Origin of the sequence: Maritalea sp. (assembly GCF_047634455.1) — a bacterium.
GTDB lineage: Bacteria > Pseudomonadota > Alphaproteobacteria > Rhizobiales > Devosiaceae > Maritalea.
This window is the reverse complement of the sequence record NZ_JBLIAI010000012.1, coordinates 22231-49114: the sequence shown is the minus strand read 5'-3', so window position 1 is coordinate 49114 and position 26884 is coordinate 22231. Positions and strand designations below refer to the sequence as shown.

The window sequence follows — 26884 nt, the reverse complement described above, 5'->3', positions numbered from 1 at the left end:
TAGCGAACTGTCACTATAGGGCTTAACCAAAGACGGTCTATGTCGCAAGCAACTACCATCATTCTTGGCATTGAAACCAGCTGCGATGAAACCGCCGCGGCGATTGTTGTGCGCAGCGCAGATGGTCGCGGGCAGATATTATCCAATATTGTGCGCACCCAATTGGATGAGCACAAGGCCTTTGGTGGTGTGGTACCCGAAATCGCTGCCCGTTCCCATGTGCAATGGTTGGATCATATCGTCGCACAGTCGTTTGAAGCGGCAAACCTTAGCTACAAAGATTTGGACGGCGTGGCCGCAACCGCAGGGCCGGGTTTGATCGGCGGGGTGTTGGTGGGGCTAACGACCGCCAAGGCGATTGCCAAAGCAACCCATAAGCCCTTGATTGCGGTCAATCACTTGGAAGGTCATGCGCTAACTGCACGATTGACCAATAATGTTGAATTTCCGTTTTTGCTGTTGCTGGTTTCTGGTGGACACAGCCAATTTGTGCTGGTGCGCGATGTTGGAGACTATGAACGCTGGGGCACCACAATTGATGATGCGCTCGGGGAAGCGTTCGACAAGGTTGCAAAAATGCTCAATCTTGGTTTTCCCGGCGGGCCGCAAGTTGAAGAATGGGCAAAAAAGGGCGATCCGAAACGCTTTAAGTTCCCACGACCTTTACTGAAGGAAAAGCGGCTGGATTTTTCTTTTTCCGGGTTAAAAACCGCTGTCCGGTTGGCTGCCGAAGCTGCCGCACCATTGTCTGATCAGGATGTGGCGGATATTTGCGCGAGCTTTCAAACAGCTGTTGTGGCTGTTCTGGAAAAGCGGTGTGGGCAAGCGCTGGAACGTTTTGCGGACGAGCTTGCTGGTGAACCCATTCGGTTGGTGGTTGCTGGCGGCGTAGCGGCAAACCAAAAAATTGGCGCTGCCTTGCAAAGCGTGACTGAACAATATGGCGCGGAATTGATTGTGCCACCGATGAATTTGTGCACCGATAACGGGGCAATGATTGCGTGGGCTGGGGCCGAGCGTTTGGTGCGCGGCCAAATCGACAATTCCAGTTTTGCAGCGCGACCACGTTGGCCATTAGACAGTGAAGATATGAAATTGAGGGCGGCGCATGACTAAAGATATATTTGTTGTTGGCGCAGGTGCATGGGGCGTGGCTTTGGCGCATACGGCGGCGATTGGCGGTTGTAAGGTACGGTTGTGCGGGCGTGATAAAACTATTGTTGATCAAATCAACAATCACCACACTAACCCGCAGTTTCCAGACTTAGCCCAAGTGAACTCAAATGTTGTGGCGCAGGTCGGCTATGCTGGCATTGAGGCGACGCAAACGACTTTGATCGTGGTGCCTGCCCAAGCGACACGGCAAGCGATATTGGATATTGGGCCTGAAAAATTGGCCGGCAAGAACCTTGTGCTGTGCGCCAAAGGCCTCGAACAAGACACTCTAATGCGCCAAAGTGAGATCGTGGCTGAGTTGGTGCCAGAGGCAGTGTCGTTTTCGCTGTCGGGTCCAAGTTTTGCAATTGATGTGGCGCAGTCCAAACCCACGGCGGTTACGTTGGCCGGGCCAACACTTCAACAAGCCCGCGAGATTGTTGATCTGCTCGCTGGCCCCACATTCAGACCCTATTCCAGTGATGATTTGATCGGCGTCGAATTGGCCGGGGCATTGAAGAACATTTATGCGCTGGGTGCAGGCGCCGTTGAAGGGGCTGGGCTTGGTTTTTCTGCGCGCTCTTCGCTGATTGCACGTGGGTTTGCGGAAATGGGCCGCTTGGTCGACGCATTGGGTGGTTCCGCGGCCACGCTAAATGGGCTTGCGGGACTTGGCGATCTCACCATGAGCTGTACCGCGCGCGAATCGCGCAATTACGAATTCGGTTTTCGCTTGGGTGCCGGTGAAACGGTGCAACAGATATTGGACAGTGGTGCGAAGCTTGCTGAGGGGGTGTTTTCAACGCCAGTTGGTTTTAAACTGGCGCATCAAAACGGCGTGGATGTGCCAATCATTGGGGCGGTCAATGCGTTACTTGATGGCAAGGTAACGATTGATGTGTTGGTGTCAAAATTGATGGCGCGGCCATTGCGATCTGAATAGGAGAGAATATGTATTTTGTGATTTCTGGGCGCGACCGGCCCGATGCATTGGAAAAACGTAAAAGTACCCGCGCGGCTCACTTATCCTATTGGGGTGATTTGGGCGCTGATCTAAAATTGGCGGGTCCGTATCTGGATGAAAATGGCAACCCGTCGGGCAGCTTGATCATCATTGAAGCGCCAACGATCGTTGCCGCGCGCACTTACGCGGAAGCAGACCCATATGTGACCCAGGGGGTTTTTGAGTCTGTCGGGGTAACCGAGTGGATGTGGGCGGTAAATGCCCCAGAAAAGGCGGGTGCGTAATGGCTTATTGGTTGTTTAAAAGCGAGCCGAACACGTGGGGCTGGGACGACCAGGTGAAAAAGGGTGCGCCCGAAGAGTGGGACGGCGTACGTAACTATCAAGCGCGCAACAATATGCGATTGATGAAAGTTGGCGATCTTGGGTTCTTTTATCATTCCATCAAAGAAAAAAGCATCGTTGGCATCGTCCGCGTCGCCGCAGAAAGTCATCAAGATAGTAAAACAGACGATCCGCGTTGGGAGTGCGTTGACATTGAGGCGGTGAAACCGTTCGTTACACCAATTACGCTGGACGATATCAAGGTGCACCCGGATTTAGGCGACATGGTATTGGTCAATAATTCGCGACTTTCTGTTCAACCTGTTACCGAGAAAGAGTGGCAGATTATTTGCAAGTTGGGTGGTGTGGTGGCATAGTTTGGGCGTATCGCTTGTGAGCGATAAATCATTGACAGAAGCAAAAGGGAGTTTGGGGATATGGGTCACTTTGCAGATATAAATTGGCTGGCAATTGTGCTGGCAACGATTGCGAGCATGGCGCTGGGCATGGGCTGGTACACGGTACTTGGCAAGCAGTGGATGACCGCGCTGGGCAAGACCAAAGAAGACCTGATGCCAGACGGTAAAGGGTCGCCAAAGCCATTTATCATTGCGGGCATTTGCCAGTTAATTATGGCCTATTTCTTGTTGCTGCTGACGCGCGCCATTATAGATACGAGCGCTGTTGACGTTCAAATTTTGGATGCCGTGCTTGTTGGCGCGCATATGTGGTTTGGATTTTTGATGACCGGCATGATTTTAAACCACGCCTACCAAGGTCAAAAACTGTCGTTGACCTTGATCGATGGTGGGTATTTGCTGGGTATTATGATCGTGCAGGGCGTTGTTTTGGGCTTGCTGGCGTAGTCTAAGCGTTCGTCGTTTTAAAACTTTATTGCCGCTCCGGTTCTGCTGGGGCGGTATTTTTGTGCGATCAAAAATCGCTGGCAATGCCTTTGTTTTCCCAATCGCCATAGCGGGCCGGGTCCGGGCCCTCTTTGCCATTGATTTCACGCGGGGCGTTGTTGGTGACATTGTCGATCTCTGCACGACGGGCCTTGGCCTCTTCAAGCGCCTGTTGGGCGATCTTGGGGTCAGGGCGCTTGGCGTTTGGGTCGGTTTTGGCCATTTTCTGGTCGCCTTTTATGGTTTGCAATGTTGCATCAAATTTGACCCTTGTCAGGGCTACTTTTGAATACCATCTGTATCATTAAGGAGTGAAATAGGAGTTTTGCATGTTCAATGCAATAAGAACAACGTTCTTGCTCGCGGTGATGACTGGGCTGTTTATGGCTGTCGGGTTTGTGGTTGCGGGCAGTTTTGGGATGTTTTTTGCGTTGGCTTTAGCGCTCGTGACCAACCTGATTGCCTATTGGAATTCGGACAAGATGGTGTTGCGGATGCAGCGGGCGAGAGAACTTAGCTGGCGTGATAGTCCTGATCTGTTTGATATGGTTGAAGGTTTGGCGCGACGCGCAGGTATCCCCATGCCAAAACTCTATCTTATACAAAACAAGCAACCCAATGCCTTTGCCACTGGTCGCAATCCTGAAAACGCAGCCGTTGCGGTGTCCAGTGGGCTATTAAACCATCTTGAATATGATGAAATCGGTGCGGTAATCGCCCACGAAATGGCGCATATTCGTTCTCGCGATACCCTAACGATGACCATAACTGCTACTTTTGCCGGGGCGATTTCCATGCTAGCGCAGTTTGGTCTGTTTTTTGGCGCGCGCAACACCAATAGCCCGCTTGGGCCTGTTGCTTCGATTGTGATGATTGTTGTTGCGCCGTTGGCGGCCTTGATGGTGCAAATGGCGGTCAGCCGCACCCGCGAATATGAGGCGGATAAGGATGGGGCGCAAATTTGTGGCAATCCATTGGCTTTGGCGCGGGCGCTTAAGAAGATATCCAAACTGGCAAAGAATTTTGAGAATCCATTTGCACGTCGGTCGCCGGGCATGGCGCATCTGTTTATTATCAACCCGTTAGCGGGGCGTGGGGCGGATAATATGTTCTCCACCCATCCAAATGTTGAAAACCGAATTGCAGCATTGCTTGAATTGTCTAAGCAAATGCAGGTAGAAGAACGCCAACAAAGTGACATTGGACGTTTCTTGCACCACCCTCAACCAAAGCGGGGTGGGTGGCGGACACCAAATAGCCACGTTTCTGATCGAAACCAGCCCAAAGGCCCTTGGGGCTAAGCAATTCTAGGAACGCAGATGAGTAGACATTCTCAAGCCACAGGGTTTGATATTCGGCGCGCGGCCGCACAACGATTGCAAACAGTTCTAACCGGTGCCCCATTTGTGCCTTTTGGGGCGCGCGAGATTTCAGATTCTCGTGATCGGGCGCTGGCGAACAAATTGGTTACCGTGAGTTTGCGGCGGCATGGTCAGATCAGCCGAATTCTTTCTTCAGTGCTTGAAAAAGGCATACCCAAGCGGGCGGGAATTTTTGAGGCCGCTTTGCGGTCCGGAATTGCCCAATTGCTGTTTTTGCCTGACATGGGGCAACACGCGGCTATTCATTTGGCGGTGGAAGTCATCAAAAAGGATCGTCGTGCCGGCAGATTTGCAAAATTGGCGAATGCGGCGCTGCGCAATGTGCAGCGTGGATTTTCTGTTGATGACCTTGACCCAAAAGATTTGGTACCGGCTTGGGTTTTTACCCGTTGGGAAAAGCATTATGGTGAAACGGCGGCGCTGGGTATGCTCGACGCCTTGTTGGCTCCGGTTCCTCTGGATATAACGGGGCGACCTGACCAAGACCAAACTGAGTTATTCAATAAAATGGGCGCAGTCAAAAATTTGGGGGCGAGCTATCGCCTTGAAGACCGTGACGTTTCGGTTGAGGAATTGCCAGGTTTTGTTGACGGCCAATGGTGGATACAGGATTTGGCCTCAACATTGCCGGTTTATCTGGCGAACCCGCAACCTGGGCAAAAAGTGTTGGATATTTGCGCCGCGCCTGGCGGAAAAACAGCGCAACTGGCGGCAAGCGGCGCTGAGGTGACCGCTGTTGATTTGGATGGCAAACGGCTTGAACGGGTGAAAGAAAACCTTGATCGCTTAAAGCTCAACGCGACGCTCATTGAAGCGGATGCGACCAACCTTAGCGCTGAAACACAATATGATTTGGTGGTGTTGGATGCGCCGTGTAGTGCAACGGGGACGTATCGTCGACATCCTGAAGTCTTGTGGCACCGCCGCGAAAAAGACATCAAACAGCGTGCGCAGTTGCAAAAAGAAATGCTAATAAATGCGGCGCATCTTGTGAATGTGGGCGGGCAATTGGTGTTTTGCACATGTTCTTTGGAGCCTGAAGAAGGCGAGGTGCAGGTTGCGGCATTTTTGAAAATCCACCCCGAGTTTGAAGTGGTGCCGGTGATTCAAAAAGAGCTGGAAAACTGGACTGATCCTATCCTTGCAGGCGGATATGTGCGGACATTGCCCAGCATGTCAGCGCCGCAAAATGGTACTGGAATGGATGGCTTTTTTGCCGCTAGATTGCGCCGTATCAAATAAATTCGATTGCAATTGTTTTCACTAAGTGTGAATCGGTTGCGGCCGTGCTATCCTAATTCATAGACTTGAGGAATATAATTACGTGTCAGGCGGACCATTTTTGCGTCGTACATTGGGGGCCATTGCGGACGGGTTTGTTACAAGCCCAGTTTTCCGCTGGACGTGGTCGGCCCCTGGCAGAGGAAATGTAAAACATAAGCTTTTGGAAATTCGGCCAGCCGACGCTTATAACGTTGCTGACATGATGATTGGCCAATATCTGCTCGCGCAACGACTTGTCGATACTGGTGGCACGACCCCATTTGCTGTTGATTATGCAAGTGACGAGTGGTTTGACGAGCTGCACAGTTTTTCGTGGCTGCGCCACTTTTCTGCGGTGCAGGATGAGGGATCCAAAAGATTTGCCGGAACGCTGGCAATGGATTGGGTGTCGCGCTATGGTCGCTTTTCAAAAAAAGTTTGGGAAAATAAACTCACGGCGCTGCGCATACTCAACTGGGTCAAGCATTTTGATCAACTGTGCTTTGGATTGAACGATGGGCGGCGCGCGGTTGTGGAACTCAGTTTAGCTGAACAGGTTAAAAGCTTGCGTGTGCGGATAAATTTTGAGGCCGATCCCGCATGCCGATTGTTGATGCGATTGGCGTTGCTTGGGGCTGCGGTGGCATTGCAATATTCCAAGGAAGAGGTTTCTCAACTGCTCGAGCGGACCTTATTGTCCTTGGAACGACAGATAGACGCGCAAGGTTTGCACCGCAGTCGGAACGGCGAAATGCAGTTTTTGTTGCTTTTGGAAATGATACCGGTGCGGCATGCGGTAACACCTGTTTTGCCGGATGCCTCCAAGGTATTTGCGACAGTGTTGGACAAAATGCACCACAGTTTGGCCCTTTTGATGCATTCCACAGGCGAATTGTCGTTTTTCAACAATGCGCGCTCGGTGCCACATGAAATGCTGTTGGCGGTACAATCGCGGGCAAACAACAATCTTGAAATTGACCAAGGTGAGCAGATTGGTGGATATGGTGCGCTGCTGGGGGCGGAATCTAAACTGATTGTCGATGGTGGTGCCGAACTTGGAGATGACTTCCGGCAAGGATTGTTCGCTGGCGGTGCTAGTTTTGAATATAGTTTTCGCAACGATTTAATCGTGAGTAATTGTGGACCGGGCCCAACCGCATTGGGCGCAGATGCGGACCTGTTTTTGTTGCCCGCGTCTCATTCTAGCCTTGAAATTGACTATCGCGGTGCTTTTCCATTTAAATCAAATACGCTTTTGCAGCAGCATATGCGGGCAAATCGCACCGCAATGCCAAAGATTGACTTGCGCGAAATGCGCGTCGACATTGTCAATAAGGGTTTTGAAGTTCTAACCGGACTAACCCACGAGCGCAGCCTCAACATTCTGGCACAAGATGGCGATGCACTGTTGGGCCAAGATATTATCCGCTGCGATATGAGCCATAAAAACGCACCAGACCAATTCTTGCTGCGTTTTCATTTGGGTTCTGGGGTTGAAGCGACCTTGAATGAGGGTTCAAACCAAATTGAATTGAAATTGCGCTCTGGCGCGATTTGGGCGTTTATCTGGGAAGGTGCGGGTGCGCTCATTGAAAGAAGCGTACGTTATTCCGCGCATAAGGGACTTGAACCCATTCAGCAAATTGTGCTGAGCGGCAATGTTGTTGCGCATAGTGAAGTTGTTTGGACCTTTATGCCGCGCACCTAATCGCCAGTTTGGGTCACAAAAAGCGATGTCATGTGGTTTCTTTTTAAAAAATATCGTGCTAGCGAAGCGCCATTAGCGCCTCTGGCGCTTTTTGGACCCAACAAAAGGTGAGCTTACCGTGCCCCTCAAACGTGCCCTACTTTCGGTTTCAGATAAAACCGGCCTTGCCGATTTCGCCCGTCATTTGGTTGCTCATGGCATTGAGTTGATCTCCACCGGGGGCACCAAAAAAATGCTGGAAGATGAAAAAATTCCCGTGATTGATGTGGCAGAGGTGACCGGTTTTCCAGAAATTATGGACGGTCGGGTCAAGACTTTGCACCCCAAAATTCATGGTGGATTGTTGGGTCGGCGCGACAGCGATAGCCATAAAAGCGCGATGCGCATCCACCAAATCTCGAACATTGATATGTTGGTATCCAACCTTTATCCATTTGTGGCGACGGTGAAATCTGGCGCTGATTACGATACGGTGATCGAAAATATCGATATTGGCGGGCCGGCTATGATCCGCGCGGCGGCGAAAAACCACGCGTCGGTGACGGTGATTGTTGACCCTGATGATTACGATAAAGTTGTCGAAGAGTTGCAGGCGAACGGCGAAGTGCCGTTAAAGTCTCGGCAGCGTTTTGCGGCAAAAGCCTATGCGCGCACTGCAGCCTATGACGCTGCGATTTCGAACTGGTTCGCACAAACGCTGGAATTTGACGAAATTCCCTATCGCAGTTTTTCTGGCAAGCTTGATCAGGTCATGCGTTATGGCGAAAATCCGCATCAGTGGGGCGCGTTCTACACGGATGGATCAGATAGTGTTGGTGTTGCGACGGCCGAACAGATCCAAGGCAAAGCGCTGTCGTACAACAATGTGAGTGACACTGACGCGGCGTTTGAATTGGTCAGTGAGTTTAATCCAAAAGAACACGCAGCAGTTGCCATCATCAAGCATGCGAACCCGTCTGGCGTGGGGTTGGGTGAAAACTTGCTTGAGGCCTATGAGAAAGCCCTGCGTTGTGATCCGGTTTCGGCTTTTGGCGGCATCGTGGCGTTGAACCGCGAGATTGATGCAGAAGTAGCTGAGAAAATCATTTTGGTTTTTACCGAAGTGATTATTGCGCCAAGTGCCACGCCGCAGGCGATGGCTATTTTTGAAACCAAAAAGAATTTGCGGCTTTTGTTAACTGGTGGATTGACCAATACCAAGGCAGAAGGTTTGACCGTGAAATCTGTCACGGGTGGCCTGCTGGTTCAAACACGCGATAATAAAAGCGTTGAAGATTGTGAATTAAAAGTGGTGACTAAGCGTCAACCCACAGCGCAGGAACTGGTCGATCTCAAAATTGCGGCAATTGTTGCCAAGCATGTAAAATCCAATGCGATTATCTACGTCAAAGATGGGGCAACCGTTGGTATTGGCGCGGGGCAGATGAGCCGTGTCGATTCTTCGCGCACAGCACACCGAAAATCAAAAGATGCTGCAAAGGCGATGAAGCAGAAGGGCGCGTTAACGCAAGGCTCCGTTGTCGCCTCGGATGCGTTTTTCCCATTTGCAGACGGTTTGATTGCAGCAGTGGAAGCGGGTGCAACGGCGGTTATTCAACCCGGTGGGTCCATTCGCGACGATGAAGTGATCGCTGCGGCAGACGAAGCGGGCATTGCGATGATCTATACGGGTATGCGCCATTTCCGGCACTAAGCCCTTTTTGCTGTCTATTGATTTTGGTCCCGGATCAAGTCCGGGACGGCCAAGTGGGGATAAACACATCCGCTGCGGCATCCCCGGACGACTAAGTGGCGCGCGCGCCATGCAGGCTGATCCGGGGTCAATCTTGGGTTTAGGGTTTGCAGGTTTTCTTTGTAAAACACGCCCTTTGTACCGCCCCGCACCGGATGCGGGGCCTCATGCGATGATGTAAAGCCCCCCACCCTTAATCCCTCCCCACCAGGGGGAGGGAGATTAGACCTTGCCATACCCCACGTCCGTTCTCCCTGTCAGAACGGTGATCAAGGTCTGACTGTCAAAGTTCAAAAAGTGCTAGAATTTGTGGTTCGCTCCTTACTGGGTACCCGGGTAAGCTTGGGTATAACGGTGGAGGATGGCGCAGGAATTGGCTACTGTTTGGCGACGCGCAAGACCCACCTCCCTCCCCACCAGGGGGAGGGAGACTAGACCATACCCCACGTCCGTTCTCTCCGTCAGAACGGTGATCAAGGTCTGAATGGCAAAGTTCAAAAAGTGCTAGAATTTGTGGTTCGCTCCTTACTGGGTACCCGGGTAAGCTTGGGTATAACGGTGGAGGATGGCGCAGGAGTTGGGCACTGTTTGGCGACGCGCAAGACCCACCTCCCTCCCCACCAGGGGGAGGGAGACTAGACCATGCCCCATGTCCGTTCTCTACGTCAGAACGGTGATTAAGGTCTGAATGGCAAAGTTCAAAAAGTGCTAGAATTTGTGTTTCGCTCTTTGCTCGGTCCCCGGGTAAGCTTGGGTATAACGGTGGAGGATGGCGCAGGAATTGGGTACCGCTTGGCGACGCGCAAGACCCATCTCCCTCCCCACCTGGGGGAGGGAGATTAGACCTTGCCATACCCCACGTCCGTTCTCTCCGTCAGAACGGTGATTAAGGTCTGACTGTCAAAGTTCAAAAAGTGCTAGGATTTGTGGGTCGCTCTTTGCTCGGTCCCCGGGTCAAGCCGGAGTATAACGGTGGAGGATGGCGCAGGAGTTGGGCACTGTTTGGCGACGCGCAAGACCCACCTCCCTCCCCACCAGGGGGAGGGATTAAGGGTGGGGGGCTGTAAAAGTTGGTCCCGGATCAGGTTCGGGACAGCCAGAGGGGTTGCTTTAGGTCCCGGCTCGAAGGCCGGGAATGCCCTGTGGGGATAAATCGAATTTGCCTTTCGGCATCCCCAAGCTATATTTCCTTTTGGCTTCCCCGGACAGTCAAGTGGCACTCACGCCGCGCGGGCTGATCTGGGGTCAATCTTGGGTTTAGGGTTTGCAGGTTTTCTATTCAGCCCAAACAATAGGTTCATTGGCGCAATTAAAACCTTCAGCCATTGTGTCGGCGACATCGCGCGCAATTTGATTGGCGTTTTTGTACTTACTGGCATTGATGCGTGCAACTTGGCACGTCTCGCCCAATTTTACCTTGGTTACAATCAAATATTGCTGTTTGTCACCCATGCCGTCTTCCGTAAAGAACCGCAGGATGGTCGCGATTGGTGTCCAGCCTGTGGCCCGGTTGGCGAGACGCCATTCAAGCGTTTCCCCAATGGTGTTGAATGCAGAAAGGGTTTGCTCGGCCGCACGCTCATTGAGTGAATCAAGGCCATAGCTAACAAACATGCGCAAGTCGCCTTCGGCAACCATTACCGGATAACCGCGATAGCCTGGGCAGGCAAGGGTCGCTCCAAAATCATCCGCTTGAATGATTGAGCACTCATTGTCGAGGTCGAGTTTTGTGTAAACACTGTCATTTGTCTGTGCCAACGCCCCCGTACTCAATAGCGCGAAAAAAGTAAGATTAACCAAAATTGCCGCAAAAAATGTTTTGTGCATGGCGGTTTTTCCTCCCGAACGGATGATTTAAACATATTAGCGGCATTATGGCTTGCATTCAGCGCAGCGGCTAGGCATTAGTGCTGGCGAAAATTACAATGTTCATCACAAGGGAGCAGATTGATGGATCTCAATGCAATTGGTGCGGGCAAAAACCCACCTGAGGAAATCAATGTTGTGATCGAAGTGCCGATTGGCGGCGAGCCGATTAAGTATGAGTTTGACAAAGAGAGCGGTGCGATTTTTGTTGATCGTTTTTTGCACACCCCGATGCGCTATCCGGGCAATTATGGTTTTGTGCCAAACACGCTTTGCGGCGATGGTGATCCGTTGGACGTCGTGGTGATGAATTCACGCCCCATTATGCCCGGTGCAGTGATTAAATGTCGCCCGATTGGCGTTTTGATCATGGAAGATGATGGCGGTATGGACGAGAAGCTGCTGGCGCTGCCGATTTCAAAGCTCACCAAGTCCTATGAAAATATCAAAGACATTACCGACATGCCTGAAATTGAAGTGGCTAAAGTCGTGCACTTCTTCACGCACTATAAAGATCTTGAGCCGGGAAAATGGGCAAAGATTGAAGGTATTAAAGGTATAGAAGTGGCCAAGAAAATCATCTTGGACAGCATTGCATTGCACAATAAACAAGGCTAATTGCTTTTTGCTTTGACGCCAAGAGTTTGAGGGGTCGGCGTTATGCTGACCCTTTTTGTTTGACGAAATAAAGCCCGGCCAGGCCCATCAGCATCAACACCACAATCGGCGAGATGCCGATTTGTTGGGAGCCAGACCACCCGGTGGCGATGGCCACAGCGATCGGGCCAATAAATGCTGTTGCGCGACCGGAAAAAGCATAAAGGCCAAAGGCTTCGGTGACTTCACTCGGCCGCACCTGGTGGACCAACAATGTCCGCGACGCTGCTTGAATCGAGCCGCCAAACGCGCCGATTAATGTGCCAGCGATATAAAAAGTGAGCAGTGGGACGCTGCTTTGTGCATCCACTGGTATGACGAATAGGATGTAATTTGGTGTGGTGGACACCACCAAAAGACACGCTAGCACGAGGACGAGGCAAGAGATGGCGACCACGGGCTTCGGGCCGAATTTTTTGTCCATTTTGCCGCCAATGAATGCCCCTAGTGCACCGGCAACCGCCGCGATGATGCCGAAAATGCCCACTTGGGTGACGCTGAGGCCCAAAACCCCAGCCGCATAAATGCCGCCAAATGCATATAGGGCATTTAGCCCATCACGATAGAAAAGCGAAGAAAGCAGAAACGCGAAATAACTTTGGCGCTCCGGCAGGGTTTTCAGCGTCGCCATGAGTTTGTGCAAAGCCAGCGACACTGCATTTTTGGTGGCTTGGCGGTTTTTTGCGTCTGGCACGAACAAAAATAGTGGCAGCACAAACACCAAATACCAGATGGCCGTGAACGGCCCTGTTGCGCGGTCCCCTTCAAACGACTTTCCATCGAGGCCAAATAGGGGGTCAAATCCCAACAGGGTTTTGCCGGTTTCTGCGTCGCTGGTTGCCATGAACGCCAATATGAAAACCAGCGATGTTACGCCGCCAACATATCCAAGCGCCCAGCCATTGCCGGACAGTTCTCCCAGTTCTTTTCGCGATACCAAATCTGGCATCATCGCATTGTTAAAGATGGCGGCGAATTCAAAGCCGATCATCGCCACCACGAGACCAACCAGAGCAATCATCACCGCGTTCTGTGTACCCGGCACCGCAAAAAACAGCGAAGTTGCGCCCGCAACCGCCAGAACCGAAAACAAAGCGATATAGGGTTTTCGCGGACCGGTGGCATCTGAAATGGCACCCAAAATGGGCGCGAGGAATGCAATGATTAGTCCGCCAATGGCAACGGCCCAACCCCAAGAGGTTTGCGCTTGTGCACCGCTGGCGGCCAAATGCTGGGCAAAATAGGGTCCAAATATAAAGGTAAGAATGACCGTATGGAACGGTTGCGCCGCCCAGTCAAAGAACATCCAACTCACTCGCGCCTTTTTTGATGCGCCTGCTGGTTGCTCTGTTTGCCCTATTGTTGCGCCAATCATTTTCTTCCCCTCAAAATATGTCGGTCACCTTAATGGGCATTCTGGGATTGGGGAATAGGGCCTGTGGATGAGAGTGATATCAAAAAGCCTCGGCAAAAGACTTGCCGAGGCCGATGTTTGAATTATTCAGGTCGAAATTAGCCGCGGGCCAAATCGGACAACAGACCGGCGGCCACTGAAAGTCGTGAAACGCTCAGCGTGCTTTCGGTGATATTGGCCACCATTTCACGGCTGCGTTCAATGTCGTCACGACGAGCTTCATGCCAAGCGGCGAGACCGGTTTCCACATCTGAGCTGTCAAAGCTTAAGACATCCAATGTGATATCGCGCTGTGCACGCATCAAGTTGGCAATCGCCCGATCAAGCGCCATCCGATCATAATAGTCTTTCACTTCGATGGTGTGCACTTGCTCGGTGATGCGTCCAAGTTGGAAGGTTTCAAGAACTGCAAAATAGGTCTTAGCAGCATCCTGGATCGGGATTTTGACACGTTCACTGATCAACACCACTTCTGTTGTAAGGGTGAGCGCTGATAATTGTGCGATCCGTTTGGCCAATTCTTCGGGTGTGCCACCATCTTTAAAGCCTTGTGCTTGGTCAGAGACTGACTTTGCAACAAAAGCGGGCAGCACCTGATCAAGCATCGAACGAATGGTCTCAATGCCTTTTGAGTAGGTATCTACAACAGTTGATATGCCGTCGGCAAAATTGACGTTGCGCAAGAACCATGCGGTTTGTTGCAACAATAGGGTGCGCAACTCATCGTAAAGCTCAAGTTGTGTATCGCCCTTCATTTTTGTGTCCAAGTCATCAATCGCTAAATTCATGTCTGTTAAGCCAAAGCTGTCTCTTGCTGCCGCGTAAGCTGCGGCGACCTGAGAGGCATCCGCACCCGTTGCTGCGGAGATACGATGCACGAAATCAGGCCCCCCGCGGTTGATCATGGCGTTACACAAAACCGTGGCGATCACTTCGCGCCGCAAGCGGTGATTTTTGATTGTGCCAGGATGCACTTCTGCCAATTGATCCGGGAAGTAGCGGAACAGTTCCTTGCCCAAATAAGGATCGTCGGGGACTTCGCTTTCCAACAGCTCGGCGTAGAGCGTGTTTTTTGAATAGGCGAGAATGACCGCCAATTCGGGTCGATAGAGCCCATTGCCTTGGGCTTCGCGCTCCATTAGCTCCACGTGCTTGGGTAAATACTCAACCTTGCGGTTTAGTTTGCCCGCCGTTTCCAATGCTTTCATGAAGTCAGCGTGATATGGTAAATCGCTGAGCTGACGCCGCTCGGCTAATGACAGGGCCAGTGTTTGCAAATAGTTGTTGCGCAAACAAAGTTCGGCAACTTCGTTGGTCATTTGTGCCAAGAAGCTATTGCGTTGCTCGTAGGTGAATGTGCCGTCGCGCACCAATGTGCCAAGGGCAATTTTGATGTTCACTTCCAAATCTGATGAATTTACACCCGCAGAATTGTCAATGGCGTCGGTGTTGATGCGACCGCCATGGCGCGCAAACTCAACCCGGCCCAATTGGGTGATGCCAAGGTTGGCGCCCTCCCCGAGGACTTTCGCGCCAATTTCTGAACCGGTAATACGAATTGCATCGTTTGCACGGTCGCCAGCTTCAGCATCGCTTTCAGTACTGGCCCGCACATAGGTGCCAATGCCGCCAAACCACAATAGATCAACTTTTGAGACAAGAATCGCGCGCATCAATTCGTTTGGCGTCACCTGGTCTTTTTCAAGACCCAATGCCTCAACTGCTTCAGGTGAAAGTTTGATCGATTTTGACGTACGCGGATAGATCGCACCACCGGCTGACAATAGTGATTGGTCGTAATCTTGCCAGCTCGAGCGACCCATATCAAATATCCGCTTGCGCTCAACCCAAGTGGTCTGAGGGTCAGGATTTGGATCAATAAAAATATCGCGGTGATCAAAAGCGGCAATTAGTTTGGTGGCTTTTGACAAGAGCATACCGTTGCCAAACACGTCGCCGGACATATCCCCGACGCCCACCGCTGTAAACGGTTCGGTCTGTATGTTGCGGTCCAATTCACGGAAGTGGCGTTTTACCGCTTCCCAACCGCCACGGGCAGTGATGCCCATTTTTTTGTGGTCATAGCCGACCGAACCACCCGAGGCAAAAGCATCCGACAGCCAGAAACCGCGCTCATCGGAAATGGTGTTGGCCGTATCTGAGAATGTTGCTGTGCCTTTGTCGGCGGCAACAACCAGATATGAGTCGTCCCCATCAATGCGCGTCACATCTTTTGGCGGGATGACTTTGTCGCCATCCAAATTGTCCGTGATATCAAGTAGTGACCCGATGAAAATTTTGTAAGCTTCTGTGCCCTCAGCGATAAATTGTTCACGGGTTGCGTTTGTTGGGATTTGTTTGGGCACAAACCCGCCCTTTGCCCCAACGGGTACAATCACTGCATTTTTCACCATTTGTGCTTTGACCAACCCCAAAACCTCCGTGCGGAAATCTTCAGGACGGTCGGACCAACGCAAGCCACCACGCGCGATCATGCCGCCGCGCAAATGCACCCCCTCAACCCGAGGGCTGTAGACATGGATTTCGCGATAAGGACGTGGCTCGGGTAAGCCATCGACTTTTGAGGCGTCATATTTTATGGCGAGCGCCGGGCGGCGTTTGTTGTCTACCCGTTGGAAGAAATTTGTTCTTAGGCTTGAATCCACCAAATTTACATATCTACGTACGATGGTGTCATCATCTAACGAGGTGATTGCTTGTAACGCGGTGGCAATCGTTTCGCGTGCATTTGTTTGAACACTGGTGCGGTCGCCAACAAAATCAGGTGCATGACGCACATGGAACAAATCCACAATGGCTTGGGCCACATCGGGGTGCTTGGCCAACGTGTCCCACATATAGCGTTGTGAATAGGTGATATTGGTTTGCTTGAGGTACCGACCAAGCGCCCTTACGATGGAGACATCGTCCCATTCCATGGCTGCGCGCACGGTGAGTTTATTGTAGCCATCATTTTCGGCATCTTTGTACCACACGGCTTTGAGCGCCCGTTCAATGACATTGTCGACTTGCGTCAAATCCTGTTTAACCCCAGGGGCTTTGATCGTCATGTCATGCATCACACGTTCATCAGTACCCACAGGCGTGACCGTATATGTGCGTTCATTGATGACTTTGAAACCGAAATATTCCAGCATTGGCACCCGCGCGCTTAGCGGGATGGCTGTGGAGCGGTGGTAGAGTTTGAGCGAATACGCGCCTTCGCGCCGCGCATGCTTACTCAACCGTACAGCGATCTGCTTGTCGTCCATGAGCAATTGGAATTGCTCAATGTCTTTTAACGCTTCCCCATGGTCGTATTTTTCTTGATAGGCGTTGGTAAACGCGTTCGCATAATCAATAACGGCACGCGGTTCATTCGCGGCGGCCAACAAGCGATCACCATAACTAAAAGTCAGCTCGGTGATGTAGGTTTCAAGTTCTTCACGGCTTGGGCGTGGTGTTGCGCCACCGTTGCGGCCGAGAATGAAATGCACCGAAACCAATTCGCCTTCGGGGAAGTTGGGATAGTAGGTGGAAACGCGCGCGTCATATTGCTTAGCGAGGTAGTCACCAACCTGTTCGCGCAGCTGCGAGTTATAGCGATCCCGCGCCATAAACATGATGATCGACACGAAATTGTCAAAGGGATCGATGCGGGGCAATACGCGCACTCGTGGGCGATCTGCCAAAGCCGAAATTGTTGTGGCAAATTCAAACAACAAGTCTTCGTCGATCTGAAATAGTTCTTCGCGCGGATAATTGTCGAGCGCGTTCATCAACGCCTTGCCAGAGTGGGAATTTGGATTGTGACCAGAGCGGCGCATAACCCCCATTACTTTGCGGCGCAATAGCGGCACTTCTGTATGGGGTGTGGCCAATGACATTGATGTAAACAAGCCGATAATGCGCAATTCCCCGGCAACGGAGCCATCTTCGTTGAACTGCTTTATGCCGATATAGTCCATGTGGACCCGGCGGTGCACCACAGATTTTATGTTGGCTTTGGTGACCATTAGTGGGTCTGACTTTGTCAAAAAATCCGCATGTTGCGCGGTCATTTCCACATAGTCTTGGCCATGCCGAAGGAAGAAAAAATTTGGATCAGATAGAATTCCAAGGCCGCTTCCTGGAATGGGCTCAAGATGCGGTTTGCCATCAACTTCTGAAAATTGGTATTCGCGCATGCCCAAAAACGTGAAATTATGGTCGGCAAGCCACCCCAAAAAATGCATGCTTTCAGACAATACGGCTTCGTCGACCTTTGGCGGGTTATTGCGATAATTGCGGACCACATCGCCCAATTTTTCCAGCATCGGACGCCAGCCCACAACTGCCCGGCGCACATGTACGAGCACATTGTTTACTTCTGTGTGAATGGCCTCAAGTGTATTTGGATCAAGTCCTGGGTCAAAGTGAACGTGCAACAGGCTTTCTGTAGTTGCGCCATCTTCGAATTTCTCCAGAACTTCGATTTGGTCTCCATTCAGCTTGATGGGCAGCACAGGGTGCGCAAATAGGCGGATGTCGGCACCGGTCGCGCGAATGGCAGCCAAACCCGAATCAACAATGAACGGCATGTCTTCATTGAAGACGTCCAGGATATGGGTGTTGTATTTGTCGTTCAGCGGCGTGACTGTAACCGAATGTTCTTGCGATTGTCGCTTGCCCAAATGGAGATATGACTGGCGAGCAATTTCAAGAAATTCATCGCGATTATAATGGCTTAAGTCTGCTTCATCGATTGAATTTATGAGATGGGTGAGAAAATTTGCGAAACTTTTCTCTGTGGTGCCCAGCCCATGTGCTGCTGCAACCAATTGCGCTTTGTGTGAGGTTTGAACCTGCGCCATCGTGTGGCCCCTTTTGGTGATGACATAGGGGGAGCCTAATCCTTGATGGTAAATAAATGAAGTAGGAAATGGTCTGTAATTTCCAGCCATTGGTCTTATTTGGCTGGTGTGCAGTGACGCCATTGGCGAACTGATCTTTGAGCGTTAGCCTTGACCCGGTTTCCCTAGGGTTTTAGATATATAGATCGAACATTTTCCTTTTGACTTAAGCCCTCGCGAGAAAACACATAAAATGACGACCGCACGCACAATCTATGACAAGATCTGGGATGATCACTTGGTGAGCAATAATGAAGACGGCACCAGCCTGCTTTATATTGACCGTCATTTAGTGCACGAAGTGACCAGTCCGCAAGCATTTGAAGGCCTGCGTATGGCCGGCCGCAAAGTGCGCGCGCCGCAGCGTACTTTGGCCGTGGTTGACCACAATGTGCCAACCACTGATCGCTCGCACGGCATCGATGATCCTGACAGCAAATTGCAGGTCGATACTTTGGCGCAAAATGCCAAAGATTTTGATGTGGAATATTTTGACGAACTGGATCATCGCCAGGGTGTGGTGCACATCGTTGGCCCGGAGCAGGGCTTTACGCTGCCGGGCATGACCATTGTCTGTGGGGATAGCCACACTTCAACCCATGGTGCATTTGGCGCTTTGGCGCACGGCATTGGCACCTCAGAAGTTGAGCATGTGCTGGCCACTCAAACGCTTATTCAGTCAAAAGCGAAAAATATGCGCGTGACCGTTAATGGCAAATTGCCGGCTGGCGTGACGGCCAAAGATATTGTTTTGGCAATTATTGGCGAAATCGGTACGGCAGGCGGCACGGGGCATGTGATCGAATATGCTGGTGAAGCGATTGAGGCTTTGTCGATGGAAGGTCGAATGACGGTTTGCAACATGTCAATTGAAGGCGGTGCGCGCGCCGGTTTGATTGCGCCGGACCAAAAGACATTTGACTATATTCAAGACAAACCGCGGGCACCAAAAGGTGACGCATTTGAGATGGCAAAAGCCTATTGGGCAACGCTTGTCACCGACGATGGCGCTGTGTTTGATAAAGAAATCGTGCTTGATGCCGCAAACTTGACGCCGATTGTGACGTGGGGTTCCTCGCCTGAGGATGTTGTTGCTGTAACCGGGGTGGTGCCAAATCCGGACGATATAGAAAACGAGAACACGCGGGCGTCGAAATGGCGGGCGCTTGATTATATGGGCCTTAAGCCGGGCACCAAAATTACAGACATTACGATCGACCGGATATTTATCGGGTCTTGCACCAATGGTCGGATCGAAGATTTCCGGGCTGCTGCGGAAGTGTTCAAAGGCAAAAAGATTGCGTCCACTGTTAGCGCGATGATTGTGCCGGGTTCTGGTATTGTCAAAGCGCAGGCAGAGGCTGAGGGACTTGATAAAATCTTTATTGACGCAGGCTGTGAGTGGCGTGAACCGGGTTGTTCGATGTGTTTGGCTATGAACGCGGATAAGTTGAAACCAGAAGAGCGGTGCGCTTCCACATCAAACCGTAATTTTGAGGGGCGTCAGGGCTTTAAGGGCCGGACCCATTTGGTCAGCCCTGTTATGGCTGCGGCTGCAGCAATTGCTGGCCACTTTGTGGATGTCCGCGACCTCTAAACAACAGTAAGATGATCAAGGCGAGATCGGTTTTTTCAACTGATTTTGCCTTGCTGTGGTCCGCTTTTGGCGGGCACTTGTGTGCTGGTCGGGGCAGATGAATTGTTCTAATAATTTTGATCCATTTGACGTTTTCAACATGGGGTGACGTCCACCTATCGTGATCAGGCATGTTCGGTTTGTTTTGTTTTATTGTTGTTTCAATGGACGGCTGAACGCCCGGTGCACTTGACAATTCACAGATTTAATTGTGAACATATGTGTGAAATAGCGCCGATGTTTGGTGCGATTTTGGGGGGCTAGCGGATGGTGCAAATCGACCGAAGCTGGAGCCTATTTGGGATATGCATTTTCGTTGTTGCGGCGTTGATTGCACCATTTTTTACGCATTCGGACTATGATTGGGTGCAGCACACAACTGGTGAACTTGCTGGGCAACAAATGCCAAATGCATGGATCATGCGGGTTGGTTATGTCAGCCTAGGCTTTGGCGTTTTTTTTGATGCGTTACAAATGGTGGTGAAGCGTCGCCGCGATTATATTGCGTTCATCATTTTCGGTCTTTGCCTGATCGGTGCCGTAGCGTTTAATCAACGTTCTATTGACCCCAAAAACTTTTTCGCCGCCCCTTTGGCGAATTGGCATGGTTTCTTTTTTGTATTTGCTGGTTTGTCGCTGGTTGTGGGCATTGGCATGCGCTTTTTCCACCATTTGGATTGGCGAAGTAAAACCATTAACGCAACCGTTATCGTGATTGTTTTAGCGACCGCCCCGCTGACAGTGCTTTTGCCACAATTTGCCGGTGTTTTTGAACGTCTTGCCCTGATCGCCAGCCTTGCTTGGCTCGCGTGTTTTTTTCATCCAAAACGGGCCTGAAGGTTGATGGCCTATCGCATTTTTGTCACAAGTTTGAACTGTTGCAGTTCTGATTGATTGAGATAGTAAAGTCTATCTGGTGGAGTCTCTAGCGCGTGTATCCAGATCGCAGGGTCCACGCCCATTTCATACAAGAATTTGGTGATGCGCGCGGTGGTTGTCTGGGCATCTGACATGGCCTGTGGCGCGGTGACCTTAGCTGTTGCCCCATAAATTTGATGCAAGCCAATTGTGGCCTTTGGTCCAGCAAAACGTGTTTTACCGCCTGCAAACATCAAAGGACAGGAAGAAGCGCAGAATCCGCCATCTTCGATGCCAGTTGAAAGCCCTAGTTCTCGGATGCGGACTGCGATCTCTAGTGCGTCATTCACTGATCCGCCCGGTGAGTTAATTTGAACAGTTTTTATATATTCATTTGTGCGGTCAAGTTCTTTGATAATGCGAACCGAGGCCCCGGCTTCAATATATCCTGACAATAGCATGATGCCATTTGGGGCCAGCGTTGCGCTTATGGGGGCCAACAAGATGTCTGGTTGTATTGTGACTTGATCACCTGGATTATATTGGGGCGCATTGGGATCAATTTCGGGCCGATCAACGGCGGGCAATATTGGTTGTTGGGTGAATGGGGTTGCATCAGGTTGAGAAACACTCAGCGTTTGAAAATCAAGATAAAGCAATGCCGCCGTGCCAATGAGCAGACCAAAGAATATCGCTCGCATCAGGTTGGCGTCGTTTGGCCATCCAAATCTTTCGGGTTTGGGATCTGTGCTGGCGTCAATTGTCATGATGGTTTGTTGTCATGTCGTTTTGCGGCGTCGATTGGGGTGACGTTGGGGTCGCCGGTTTTCACATCAATCTCTTTGTCCGCCACAACGGGCTGAGAGGGTTTGGGTGCAGCATGGTGCGCCGCTTCCGCTTCGCGGTTGGCGTTCATTTCATTAAACAGGCTGACGGCGCGCATCATTTCGGCCGCAGTGATCTTGTCCGCCGCGTCCAGGGTGCGCGCTTCGCGTCGGCTGGCGGAATATACAACAGCCAAAATCAGCACCAAAACCATTGGCAGCAGGTCGATGGAAATGGCCCCCGCCCAACTTGGCAAGAAGTCACGCGCATAGAGAAGGACTGCTTCTGCTGAGGAGAGGGGAACAAAGCGACGCGATTTTACCTTGGGTTGTTTCAGGATGCTGTCGGCTGCGGTTTTAAGGGCGGTGGATTGTGCTTGAACTGCGCCCATAACCGATTGCATGACCTCGTCTTGACGGGCAGCAAGGTCCTGTGTGCGCCCATCGGCAACCGGGGCAATAAACCCAAGTGACAAGTCGTCGGCGGCACGGCTGACGGACGATGCGATAGAGGTTTCTTGCAGTGAGGCGATGACACCGGTAAGGGCCACAGCTTCCGCCGCAAACTTGTCGGCGCGCGGTTGCACTGCGCCTTCACCCGACACGAGTGCGCGCATGTTGGCCAAGTGGGTCGAGCCTTGCTCAAACTGTTGGGTTACCGTGCTGCGCGATGCAGCAATGGTGTCGCCCAACTCGTCCAACTGGGCCGACATTTGCGTGAGCAATTGCACCACCGAGCCGGAGCCAGATGTGCCAGTGAGCGCGCCGGAGCGGCGTTCGTCGTCCGCAAGGCGGGAAAAACGCACTGAAGCGCGTTGTACATCCGGCAATAGGCTTTGGGCCGACAAAGCGTTGCCGTGGGCCGCATCCAAATCGGTCACATAGTCTTCCAAGGTGACGGACAGATGTTGCTCTAGGGCGGCGGAACCTGCAAGGGCTGCAGCGTTTAGCCAAGAAGACATGGCTACGATCATTAGACTGCCCAAGCCCATGACGGCAATCAATGCCCCACGCCGCGCATTGTCGCGCATCAAAGGAAAGAATTTGAGCATGTAGGTCCAAAAGGCATAAATGCCAACAGAGACGGCCACCGAATAGATGAGCGCGGCGGCAAAAACCATGTCAGCGGAACCATCAAGCAGGCTGCGCACGCCCAAATAGGTATAGACCCCGCTTGCCAGTGCCAACACGGCGAGAGCGAAACGCGTCATGGTTTCAAGGCTTTTCACCCCTTCGCGCAAGCGGGCGGCATTATTGTTGTCGAGCATGGCGGGCAATCCCTTTGATGGCTGTCGCGCCACATTAAGGGGTTTAATCGCGACAAAAAAAGGGCAATGGTGATTTATGTTAATGCAATCGGCTTGGGCGGCAGAGAAAGTTCAGCAATCGCCTTTGCCAAACGGGCCCGTTTGGCTGGTGTTGGCATGTCATCAAGGCGGGAGAACAAGATGTGCACCAATTCCGGGTGCTCGCCGCTGCTCAGTGTTTTCGCGGCATTTTCAGCATACATGGGCAACTGGTTTGGTGCGGCATTTTTAAGTTGTACGTGCAGTTTGGGTAGAACATCATCACGATATTTTGCAATTGATGCCAACTGCAACAGGATTGCATTTACGTTGTCTTTTGCGATAACCGAACCACGATCTGCCGCAGACAAGATTTGCGGCAATTGCTGCACAATTGCTTCGGCGTTATAGGTGCATGTGGCTGAAATGAGCGTCAGCGAACCCCACAAAATCCGGTTGTCTTTGGTGGCCAAAAGATCAAGGATAAAATCAAACTTGTCGCCAAACCTTTGAGGGCGCAGTGCTGCGAGTTCATAAAGCACTTTGATCGCATCATGGGCGAGCGCTTTGGTGCCATTATTGACAATGCTCAATAGCTCTAAAATTTCACTATTTGCATCTGATTGTGCCGCAAGCTTTTGCGCCAATTCAATGTTCGGTTTTTCGTCACTTCGGTCCAAGGTTGAGGCGAGTTGATCGGCAATGGGCATTTGGCGCTCCGTTCATTGGCTAAAGGGGCTTATAAACTCGCCGCTAATTCTAGCGATAATTGTGCCATGTCGGTGAGCGAGCTTTGGCGCTGGTTCGCATCGATTTCGTCCCCGGTAATCAGGCAGTCTGAGATGGTGCAAATGGCGAGCGCTTTGCAGCCCTTTTGCGCCGCGATGGTGTAAAGCGCGGCGGCTTCCATCTCGACAGCGAGAATGCCGTGCGCGGTGAGGGGTTTATAGGCATTGAGGCCGAGCGGTTGATAAAAACTGTCGCTAGATACAATGCCGCCCGCATGCCAGGTCATAGATTTTTCGTCCGCTAAGTCTGCGGCTTTGCGCAAAAGGGAAAAATCTGCGGTCGGGGCATAGGTGAATTTTCCAAACACCTCCTGGAACATATTGCCTTCATTGGAGGCAGACATGGCCAAAATCACGTCGCGGACCTTGGCTTTTTTGTTGAGCCCGCCGCAGGTGCCAATGCGAATAAGGTTCTTCACCCCATAGGTGTCGATCAACTCATTGACATAAATGGAGAGCGAGGGTTGGCCCATGCCTGTGGCCTGCACACTTACGCGTTTACCGTTGAATGTGCCGGTGTAGCCCAGGCAATTGCGCACGCCATTGACCAGTATTGCATCCTCAAGGAATGTGTCGGCGACCCATTTGGCGCGCAACGGATCGCCTGGCAGAAGAACAGTTTCAGCATAGTCACCAGGTTTTGCGTTATTGTGCGGCGTCATTTTTTACTCTCCGGTCAAATTTGTTGGTCGCATCTAGCCATCATTCGGAATTAGATTCAATGTTTGCGTGTCAGTAATGCGCCACACTTGCGGCAGGGGCTTGACGCCCAAACATCACTGATGCATTGAAAAGGCTGAATTACTAGGGAAATTGCAAATGGACAAGTTCATCTCATTAACAGGCGTTGCTGCGCCATTGCCGTTCATCAATATCGATACCGATATGATTATCCCAAAACAGTATTTGAAAACCATCAAACGCACCGGTTTGGGTAATGCCCTTTTTGCTGAGATGCGCTTTGAAGAAGATGGCGTGACCGAGAAGCCTGATTTTGTCTTGAACAAAGACGCTTATCGCAAGGCGTCGATTATTGTGGCGGGCGATAATTTTGGGTGTGGGTCAAGCCGTGAGCATGCGCCATGGGCGCTGAAAGATTTTGGCATCCGCTGCGTGATCTCCACCAGCTTTGCCGACATTTTTTATAATAACTGCTTTAAGAACGGCATTTTGCCGGTTGTTGTGACCGAAGAACAATTGGCAGCATTGATGGATGATGCTGACCGAGGTTCAAACGCGACCATTTCGATTGACTTGGAAACGCAAACAATTTCTGGCCCGGATGGGGGCACGATTGGTTTTGATATCGACCCATCGCGCAAAAATGCTTTGCTGCAAGGCTTGGATGATGTTGGGCTGACCATGGAAAAAGGCGATGCCATTTCCGGCTTTGAACACCAAATGGAAGCTTCGCGGCCTTGGATTTAGCGGTTTTCTTGGGTTTAGCGGTTTTGGTGCAACAGACCAATATGAGTTAGGCGGGGAAAGCCCCCGCCGTTTTATTGCGTTGTCAGGCAGGATTTTGCGTCGCTGACTGCATTTCTGTTTGACGTTTGCGCCATGCAATGGCGACCAGAGACGCGCCGTTGGATATCAGTTCAACGGATAGGACGATCCCCAATATTGAGGCTGCTGATTGTGGGAAGTTGGCGAAGATCATAATCGCCAATACAACCGACAAGCCGCCGGACAATAATAATGTCCAATAGGAATTGCCGCTGCGCATGGGTAGTGCCATGAAGATTTTGGACACGCCCGTCACCAAGAACAAAATTGCCACCAAAAGTGTAAGTGATAAAATGCCTGCGAGTGGATTTGCAAATAATGCAACGCCAATCAACGCGATGCCGATGGAGGCGATAAGGCCCCAAATCCTATTATTCTGATCCTGATCTTGGAACGCCACATAGCCAGCAATAAGCCCAATGACCAAAAACGCCCAACCCGCCAATTGCTCAACCGCGATAGTTGCCGCGAGCGGATTTGCTAATGCTACTAAACCTGCAATGACCGACAGGAGGCCGGCCACCAACCAAATGATCCAATGTCTCATTACGCCCTCCTTAAAGTGTTAACAATGGCTTAATTGTGCCAGTATTTGCCTGATTTGTCACCTCGTTGAGTAAAGTGATGATTTCTATTGCACTTTTGCTAGTTTTGCGGTGATCTTTGACCATCCTCACAAGTAGAATCAATTTATATATTTGAATGATCTTGAAGTGATTACGGAGGCGAATATGGCAGTGCAAAGAATTTCTACGGGGTCACCTTTGGAGAAACAAGCGGGCTATTCCCGCGCGATAAGAGATGGCGATTGGGTGCATGTGGCGGGCACAACGGGCTATGATTATGCAATAATGGTTATGCCGGATGATGTTGGACAACAGGCTGACAATTGTTTCAAAACAATTTCCGCAGCACTTGAAGAAGCGGGCGCTTCGCTGAACGATGTGGTGCGCGCACGCTATTATATTACCGACCCATCTTATGCCGATGAGGTGTTTAGGATCACTGGCAAATATTTTGGCGATATTCGCCCCGCTGCAACTATGGTGGTGGCCGGCCTGATCAAAACTGAAATGAAAATTGAAATTGAAGTAACCGCAAGAGTTGGTGCTGGGGGTTAGGCGTCTTCAAGACATTCAGCGTAGGGGCGTGGATGGGGCAACTGCTCTATTTGTTTTTCTGACAAAATAACGTACGGTATCGTATGTAATATCTCAGAGGAATGAATATGTTGTATCTATTGGCGGCGTTGGCGGACTTGGTTTTATCTATTTTGCACGTGGCAGCGATATTTGTTGGGGCGCCGCTCTATTTGTTTTTGCGTGCCGGTAAAAAAATGGCTACGGCAGATCAGCATGGCGAGCGCTGGCCAGCATTGTTAACAGTGTTTGTTGCCGCAGTTTTTTTGGCTTGGGGTTTGATCAGCTATTGGGCCGGCACAACCAATGAATATGCAGATTGGGCAAATTATCTGGTCATCGCAATTGGCGGCGTATTTGTGCTGCGGGGCAGTATTATCGTTTTTCAGTTAAGTGGTTCCAGGGCATTTTCTGATGGAGAAGTGCCACAAATGCGGGATTTTGTGTTCAGCGCCGCTTCACTTGGCATCGGTGGGCTCCACCTTGGTGCTGCTTTGGGGGCAATCTAGTCGAATTTTGCCGACAAAGCCTTGTCAGTCTCACTTGTTGCGCGTAGCAAAGCGGCAACCGGAATAATTGTGATAGG

24 protein-coding genes are annotated in these 26884 nt (G+C 51.2%); 15 read left to right on the top strand and 9 right to left on the bottom strand.

The features are described 5' to 3' along the window. Positions 1–39 precede the first annotated feature (39 nt). Genes tsaD through ACJAZW_RS05440 form a run of 5 tightly spaced genes read left to right on the top strand, consistent with a single transcriptional unit; the run spans position 40 to position 3308 of the window. The gene (tsaD, locus tag ACJAZW_RS05460) at positions 40–1116 is read left to right on the top strand and encodes a tRNA (adenosine(37)-N6)-threonylcarbamoyltransferase complex transferase subunit TsaD (protein WP_415155868.1); all 1077 of its coding nucleotides are present in this window, start codon (positions 40–42) and stop codon (positions 1114–1116) included. After that, positions 1109–2098 carry an NAD(P)H-dependent glycerol-3-phosphate dehydrogenase gene (locus ACJAZW_RS05455; RefSeq protein WP_415155867.1) on the top strand — a complete coding sequence of 330 codons (990 nt, stop codon included), beginning with the start codon at positions 1109–1111 and terminating at the stop codon, positions 2096–2098. Before tsaD ends, ACJAZW_RS05455 begins: the two co-directional genes overlap by 8 nt. An 8-nt stretch (positions 2099–2106) precedes the next feature. Further along, positions 2107–2403, top strand: coding sequence for a YciI family protein (locus ACJAZW_RS05450; protein ID WP_415155866.1), 297 nt, complete (start codon positions 2107–2109; stop codon positions 2401–2403). Beyond that, on the top strand, positions 2403–2819 hold the full coding sequence (locus tag ACJAZW_RS05445) for an EVE domain-containing protein (RefSeq protein WP_415155865.1): 417 nt from the start codon (positions 2403–2405) through the stop codon (positions 2817–2819). The genes ACJAZW_RS05450 and ACJAZW_RS05445 overlap by 1 nt, the downstream gene beginning before the upstream one ends. 60 nt (positions 2820–2879) lie before the next feature. Next, positions 2880–3308 carry a DUF1761 domain-containing protein gene (locus tag ACJAZW_RS05440; protein ID WP_415155864.1) on the top strand — a complete coding sequence of 143 codons (429 nt, stop codon included), beginning with the start codon at positions 2880–2882 and terminating at the stop codon, positions 3306–3308. 67 nt (positions 3309–3375) lie between these two features. Here ACJAZW_RS05440 and ACJAZW_RS05435 read toward each other — a convergent pair whose 3' ends face one another. Beyond that, a complete protein-coding gene (locus ACJAZW_RS05435; RefSeq protein ID WP_415155863.1) occupies positions 3376–3570 on the bottom strand; it encodes a DUF1674 domain-containing protein in 195 nt (64 codons plus the stop codon). 106 nt (positions 3571–3676) lie between these two features. On the opposite strand from ACJAZW_RS05435, the gene htpX reads away from it, so the two are divergent. The 4 genes from htpX (at position 3677) to purH (ending at position 9393) form a co-directional block, all read left to right on the top strand. Then, a complete protein-coding gene (gene htpX / locus ACJAZW_RS05430; protein WP_415155862.1) occupies positions 3677–4648 on the top strand; it encodes a zinc metalloprotease HtpX in 972 nt (323 codons plus the stop codon). A gap of 18 nt (positions 4649–4666) precedes the next feature. Further along, positions 4667–5971, top strand: a complete 1305-nt coding sequence (locus ACJAZW_RS05425) for an RsmB/NOP family class I SAM-dependent RNA methyltransferase (RefSeq protein WP_415155861.1) — start codon at positions 4667–4669, stop codon at positions 5969–5971. 82 nt (positions 5972–6053) lie between these two features. Further along, positions 6054–7700 (top strand): heparinase II/III family protein, encoded by a 1647-nt coding sequence (locus ACJAZW_RS05420; protein WP_415155860.1) that lies wholly within the window; start codon positions 6054–6056, stop codon positions 7698–7700. 118 nt (positions 7701–7818) lie between these two features. Further along, positions 7819–9393, top strand: a complete 1575-nt coding sequence (purH, locus tag ACJAZW_RS05415) for a bifunctional phosphoribosylaminoimidazolecarboxamide formyltransferase/IMP cyclohydrolase (RefSeq protein ID WP_415155859.1) — start codon at positions 7819–7821, stop codon at positions 9391–9393. A gap of 1314 nt (positions 9394–10707) precedes the next feature. Here the strand turns inward: purH and ACJAZW_RS05410 are convergent. After that, positions 10708–11259, bottom strand: coding sequence for a hypothetical protein (locus ACJAZW_RS05410; RefSeq protein ID WP_415155858.1), 552 nt, complete (start codon positions 11257–11259; stop codon positions 10708–10710). Between the two features lie 123 nt (positions 11260–11382). Here ACJAZW_RS05410 and ppa point away from each other — a divergent pair, with 123 nt between their 5' ends. Continuing rightward, positions 11383–11916, top strand: coding sequence for an inorganic diphosphatase (ppa, locus tag ACJAZW_RS05405; protein ID WP_415155857.1), 534 nt, complete (start codon positions 11383–11385; stop codon positions 11914–11916). 40 nt (positions 11917–11956) lie between these two features. On the opposite strand, the gene ACJAZW_RS05400 is transcribed toward ppa, so the two are convergent. Together ACJAZW_RS05400 and ACJAZW_RS05395 are read right to left on the bottom strand one after the other, a co-directional pair. Continuing rightward, positions 11957–13330: an MFS transporter gene (locus ACJAZW_RS05400; protein WP_415155856.1), complete on the bottom strand. Its 1374-nt coding sequence runs from the start codon at positions 13328–13330 to the stop codon at positions 11957–11959. A gap of 137 nt (positions 13331–13467) precedes the next feature. Further along, a complete protein-coding gene (locus ACJAZW_RS05395; RefSeq protein WP_415155855.1) occupies positions 13468–18222 on the bottom strand; it encodes an NAD-glutamate dehydrogenase in 4755 nt (1584 codons plus the stop codon). A gap of 232 nt (positions 18223–18454) precedes the next feature. On the opposite strand from ACJAZW_RS05395, the gene leuC reads away from it, so the two are divergent. Both leuC and ACJAZW_RS05385 read left to right on the top strand, forming a co-directional pair. Further along, a complete protein-coding gene (gene leuC / locus ACJAZW_RS05390; RefSeq protein ID WP_415155854.1) occupies positions 18455–19858 on the top strand; it encodes a 3-isopropylmalate dehydratase large subunit in 1404 nt (467 codons plus the stop codon). A 306-nt stretch (positions 19859–20164) separates the two neighbouring features. Further along, positions 20165–20734: a DUF998 domain-containing protein gene (locus tag ACJAZW_RS05385; protein ID WP_415155853.1), complete on the top strand. Its 570-nt coding sequence runs from the start codon at positions 20165–20167 to the stop codon at positions 20732–20734. A gap of 11 nt (positions 20735–20745) precedes the next feature. Here ACJAZW_RS05385 and ACJAZW_RS05380 read toward each other — a convergent pair whose 3' ends face one another. The 4 genes from ACJAZW_RS05380 to deoD all read right to left on the bottom strand — a co-directional run bounded on the left by ACJAZW_RS05380 (position 20746) and on the right by deoD (position 24315). Continuing rightward, positions 20746–21522, bottom strand: coding sequence for an ATP-dependent Clp protease proteolytic subunit (locus ACJAZW_RS05380; protein ID WP_415155852.1), 777 nt, complete (start codon positions 21520–21522; stop codon positions 20746–20748). Beyond that, on the bottom strand, positions 21519–22847 hold the full coding sequence (locus ACJAZW_RS05375) for a hypothetical protein (protein WP_415155851.1): 1329 nt from the start codon (positions 22845–22847) through the stop codon (positions 21519–21521). The genes ACJAZW_RS05380 and ACJAZW_RS05375 overlap by 4 nt, the downstream gene beginning before the upstream one ends. Before the next feature lie 74 nt (positions 22848–22921). Continuing rightward, positions 22922–23575, bottom strand: coding sequence for a hypothetical protein (locus tag ACJAZW_RS05370; RefSeq protein ID WP_415155850.1), 654 nt, complete (start codon positions 23573–23575; stop codon positions 22922–22924). A 29-nt stretch (positions 23576–23604) separates the two neighbouring features. Then, the gene (gene deoD / locus ACJAZW_RS05365) at positions 23605–24315 is read right to left on the bottom strand and encodes a purine-nucleoside phosphorylase (protein WP_415155849.1); all 711 of its coding nucleotides are present in this window, start codon (positions 24313–24315) and stop codon (positions 23605–23607) included. A 157-nt stretch (positions 24316–24472) separates the two neighbouring features. On the opposite strand from deoD, the gene leuD reads away from it, so the two are divergent. After that, positions 24473–25081 (top strand): 3-isopropylmalate dehydratase small subunit, encoded by a 609-nt coding sequence (gene leuD / locus ACJAZW_RS05360; protein WP_415155848.1) that lies wholly within the window; start codon positions 24473–24475, stop codon positions 25079–25081. A gap of 82 nt (positions 25082–25163) precedes the next feature. Here leuD and ACJAZW_RS05355 read toward each other — a convergent pair whose 3' ends face one another. Then, entirely contained in the window at positions 25164–25706 is a 543-nt protein-coding gene (locus tag ACJAZW_RS05355; RefSeq protein WP_415155847.1) for an HdeD family acid-resistance protein, read from the bottom strand. Positions 25707–25890: 184 nt separating this feature from the next. On the opposite strand from ACJAZW_RS05355, the gene ACJAZW_RS05350 reads away from it, so the two are divergent. Further along, a complete protein-coding gene (locus ACJAZW_RS05350) occupies positions 25891–26280 on the top strand; it encodes a RidA family protein (protein WP_415155846.1) in 390 nt (129 codons plus the stop codon). Positions 26281–26387: 107 nt separating this feature from the next. Further along, positions 26388–26807, top strand: coding sequence for a hypothetical protein (locus ACJAZW_RS05345; RefSeq protein ID WP_415155845.1), 420 nt, complete (start codon positions 26388–26390; stop codon positions 26805–26807). Positions 26808–26884: the final 77 nt, after the last annotated feature.

Coding starts and splice junctions, on each gene's coding strand:
- deoD (WP_415155849.1), bottom strand. CDS start 24,315: ATGACGCCGCACAATAACGCAAAACCTGGTGACTATGCTGAAACTGTT.
- ACJAZW_RS05345 (WP_415155845.1), top strand. CDS start 26,388: ATGTTGTATCTATTGGCGGCGTTGGCGGACTTGGTTTTATCTATTTTG.
- ACJAZW_RS05380 (WP_415155852.1), bottom strand. CDS start 21,522: ATGACAATTGACGCCAGCACAGATCCCAAACCCGAAAGATTTGGATGG.
- ACJAZW_RS05455 (WP_415155867.1), top strand. CDS start 1,109: ATGACTAAAGATATATTTGTTGTTGGCGCAGGTGCATGGGGCGTGGCT.
- ACJAZW_RS05400 (WP_415155856.1), bottom strand. CDS start 13,330: ATGATTGGCGCAACAATAGGGCAAACAGAGCAACCAGCAGGCGCATCA.
- htpX (WP_415155862.1), top strand. CDS start 3,677: ATGTTCAATGCAATAAGAACAACGTTCTTGCTCGCGGTGATGACTGGG.
- ACJAZW_RS05410 (WP_415155858.1), bottom strand. CDS start 11,259: ATGCACAAAACATTTTTTGCGGCAATTTTGGTTAATCTTACTTTTTTC.
- tsaD (WP_415155868.1), top strand. CDS start 40: ATGTCGCAAGCAACTACCATCATTCTTGGCATTGAAACCAGCTGCGAT.
- leuD (WP_415155848.1), top strand. CDS start 24,473: ATGGACAAGTTCATCTCATTAACAGGCGTTGCTGCGCCATTGCCGTTC.
- ACJAZW_RS05370 (WP_415155850.1), bottom strand. CDS start 23,575: ATGCCCATTGCCGATCAACTCGCCTCAACCTTGGACCGAAGTGACGAA.
- ACJAZW_RS05355 (WP_415155847.1), bottom strand. CDS start 25,706: ATGAGACATTGGATCATTTGGTTGGTGGCCGGCCTCCTGTCGGTCATT.
- ppa (WP_415155857.1), top strand. CDS start 11,383: ATGGATCTCAATGCAATTGGTGCGGGCAAAAACCCACCTGAGGAAATC.
- ACJAZW_RS05375 (WP_415155851.1), bottom strand. CDS start 22,847: ATGCTCGACAACAATAATGCCGCCCGCTTGCGCGAAGGGGTGAAAAGC.
- ACJAZW_RS05435 (WP_415155863.1), bottom strand. CDS start 3,570: ATGGCCAAAACCGACCCAAACGCCAAGCGCCCTGACCCCAAGATCGCC.
- ACJAZW_RS05385 (WP_415155853.1), top strand. CDS start 20,165: ATGGTGCAAATCGACCGAAGCTGGAGCCTATTTGGGATATGCATTTTC.
- ACJAZW_RS05425 (WP_415155861.1), top strand. CDS start 4,667: ATGAGTAGACATTCTCAAGCCACAGGGTTTGATATTCGGCGCGCGGCC.
- ACJAZW_RS05445 (WP_415155865.1), top strand. CDS start 2,403: ATGGCTTATTGGTTGTTTAAAAGCGAGCCGAACACGTGGGGCTGGGAC.
- ACJAZW_RS05350 (WP_415155846.1), top strand. CDS start 25,891: ATGGCAGTGCAAAGAATTTCTACGGGGTCACCTTTGGAGAAACAAGCG.
- leuC (WP_415155854.1), top strand. CDS start 18,455: ATGACGACCGCACGCACAATCTATGACAAGATCTGGGATGATCACTTG.
- ACJAZW_RS05395 (WP_415155855.1), bottom strand. CDS start 18,222: ATGGCGCAGGTTCAAACCTCACACAAAGCGCAATTGGTTGCAGCAGCA.
- ACJAZW_RS05440 (WP_415155864.1), top strand. CDS start 2,880: ATGGGTCACTTTGCAGATATAAATTGGCTGGCAATTGTGCTGGCAACG.
- ACJAZW_RS05450 (WP_415155866.1), top strand. CDS start 2,107: ATGTATTTTGTGATTTCTGGGCGCGACCGGCCCGATGCATTGGAAAAA.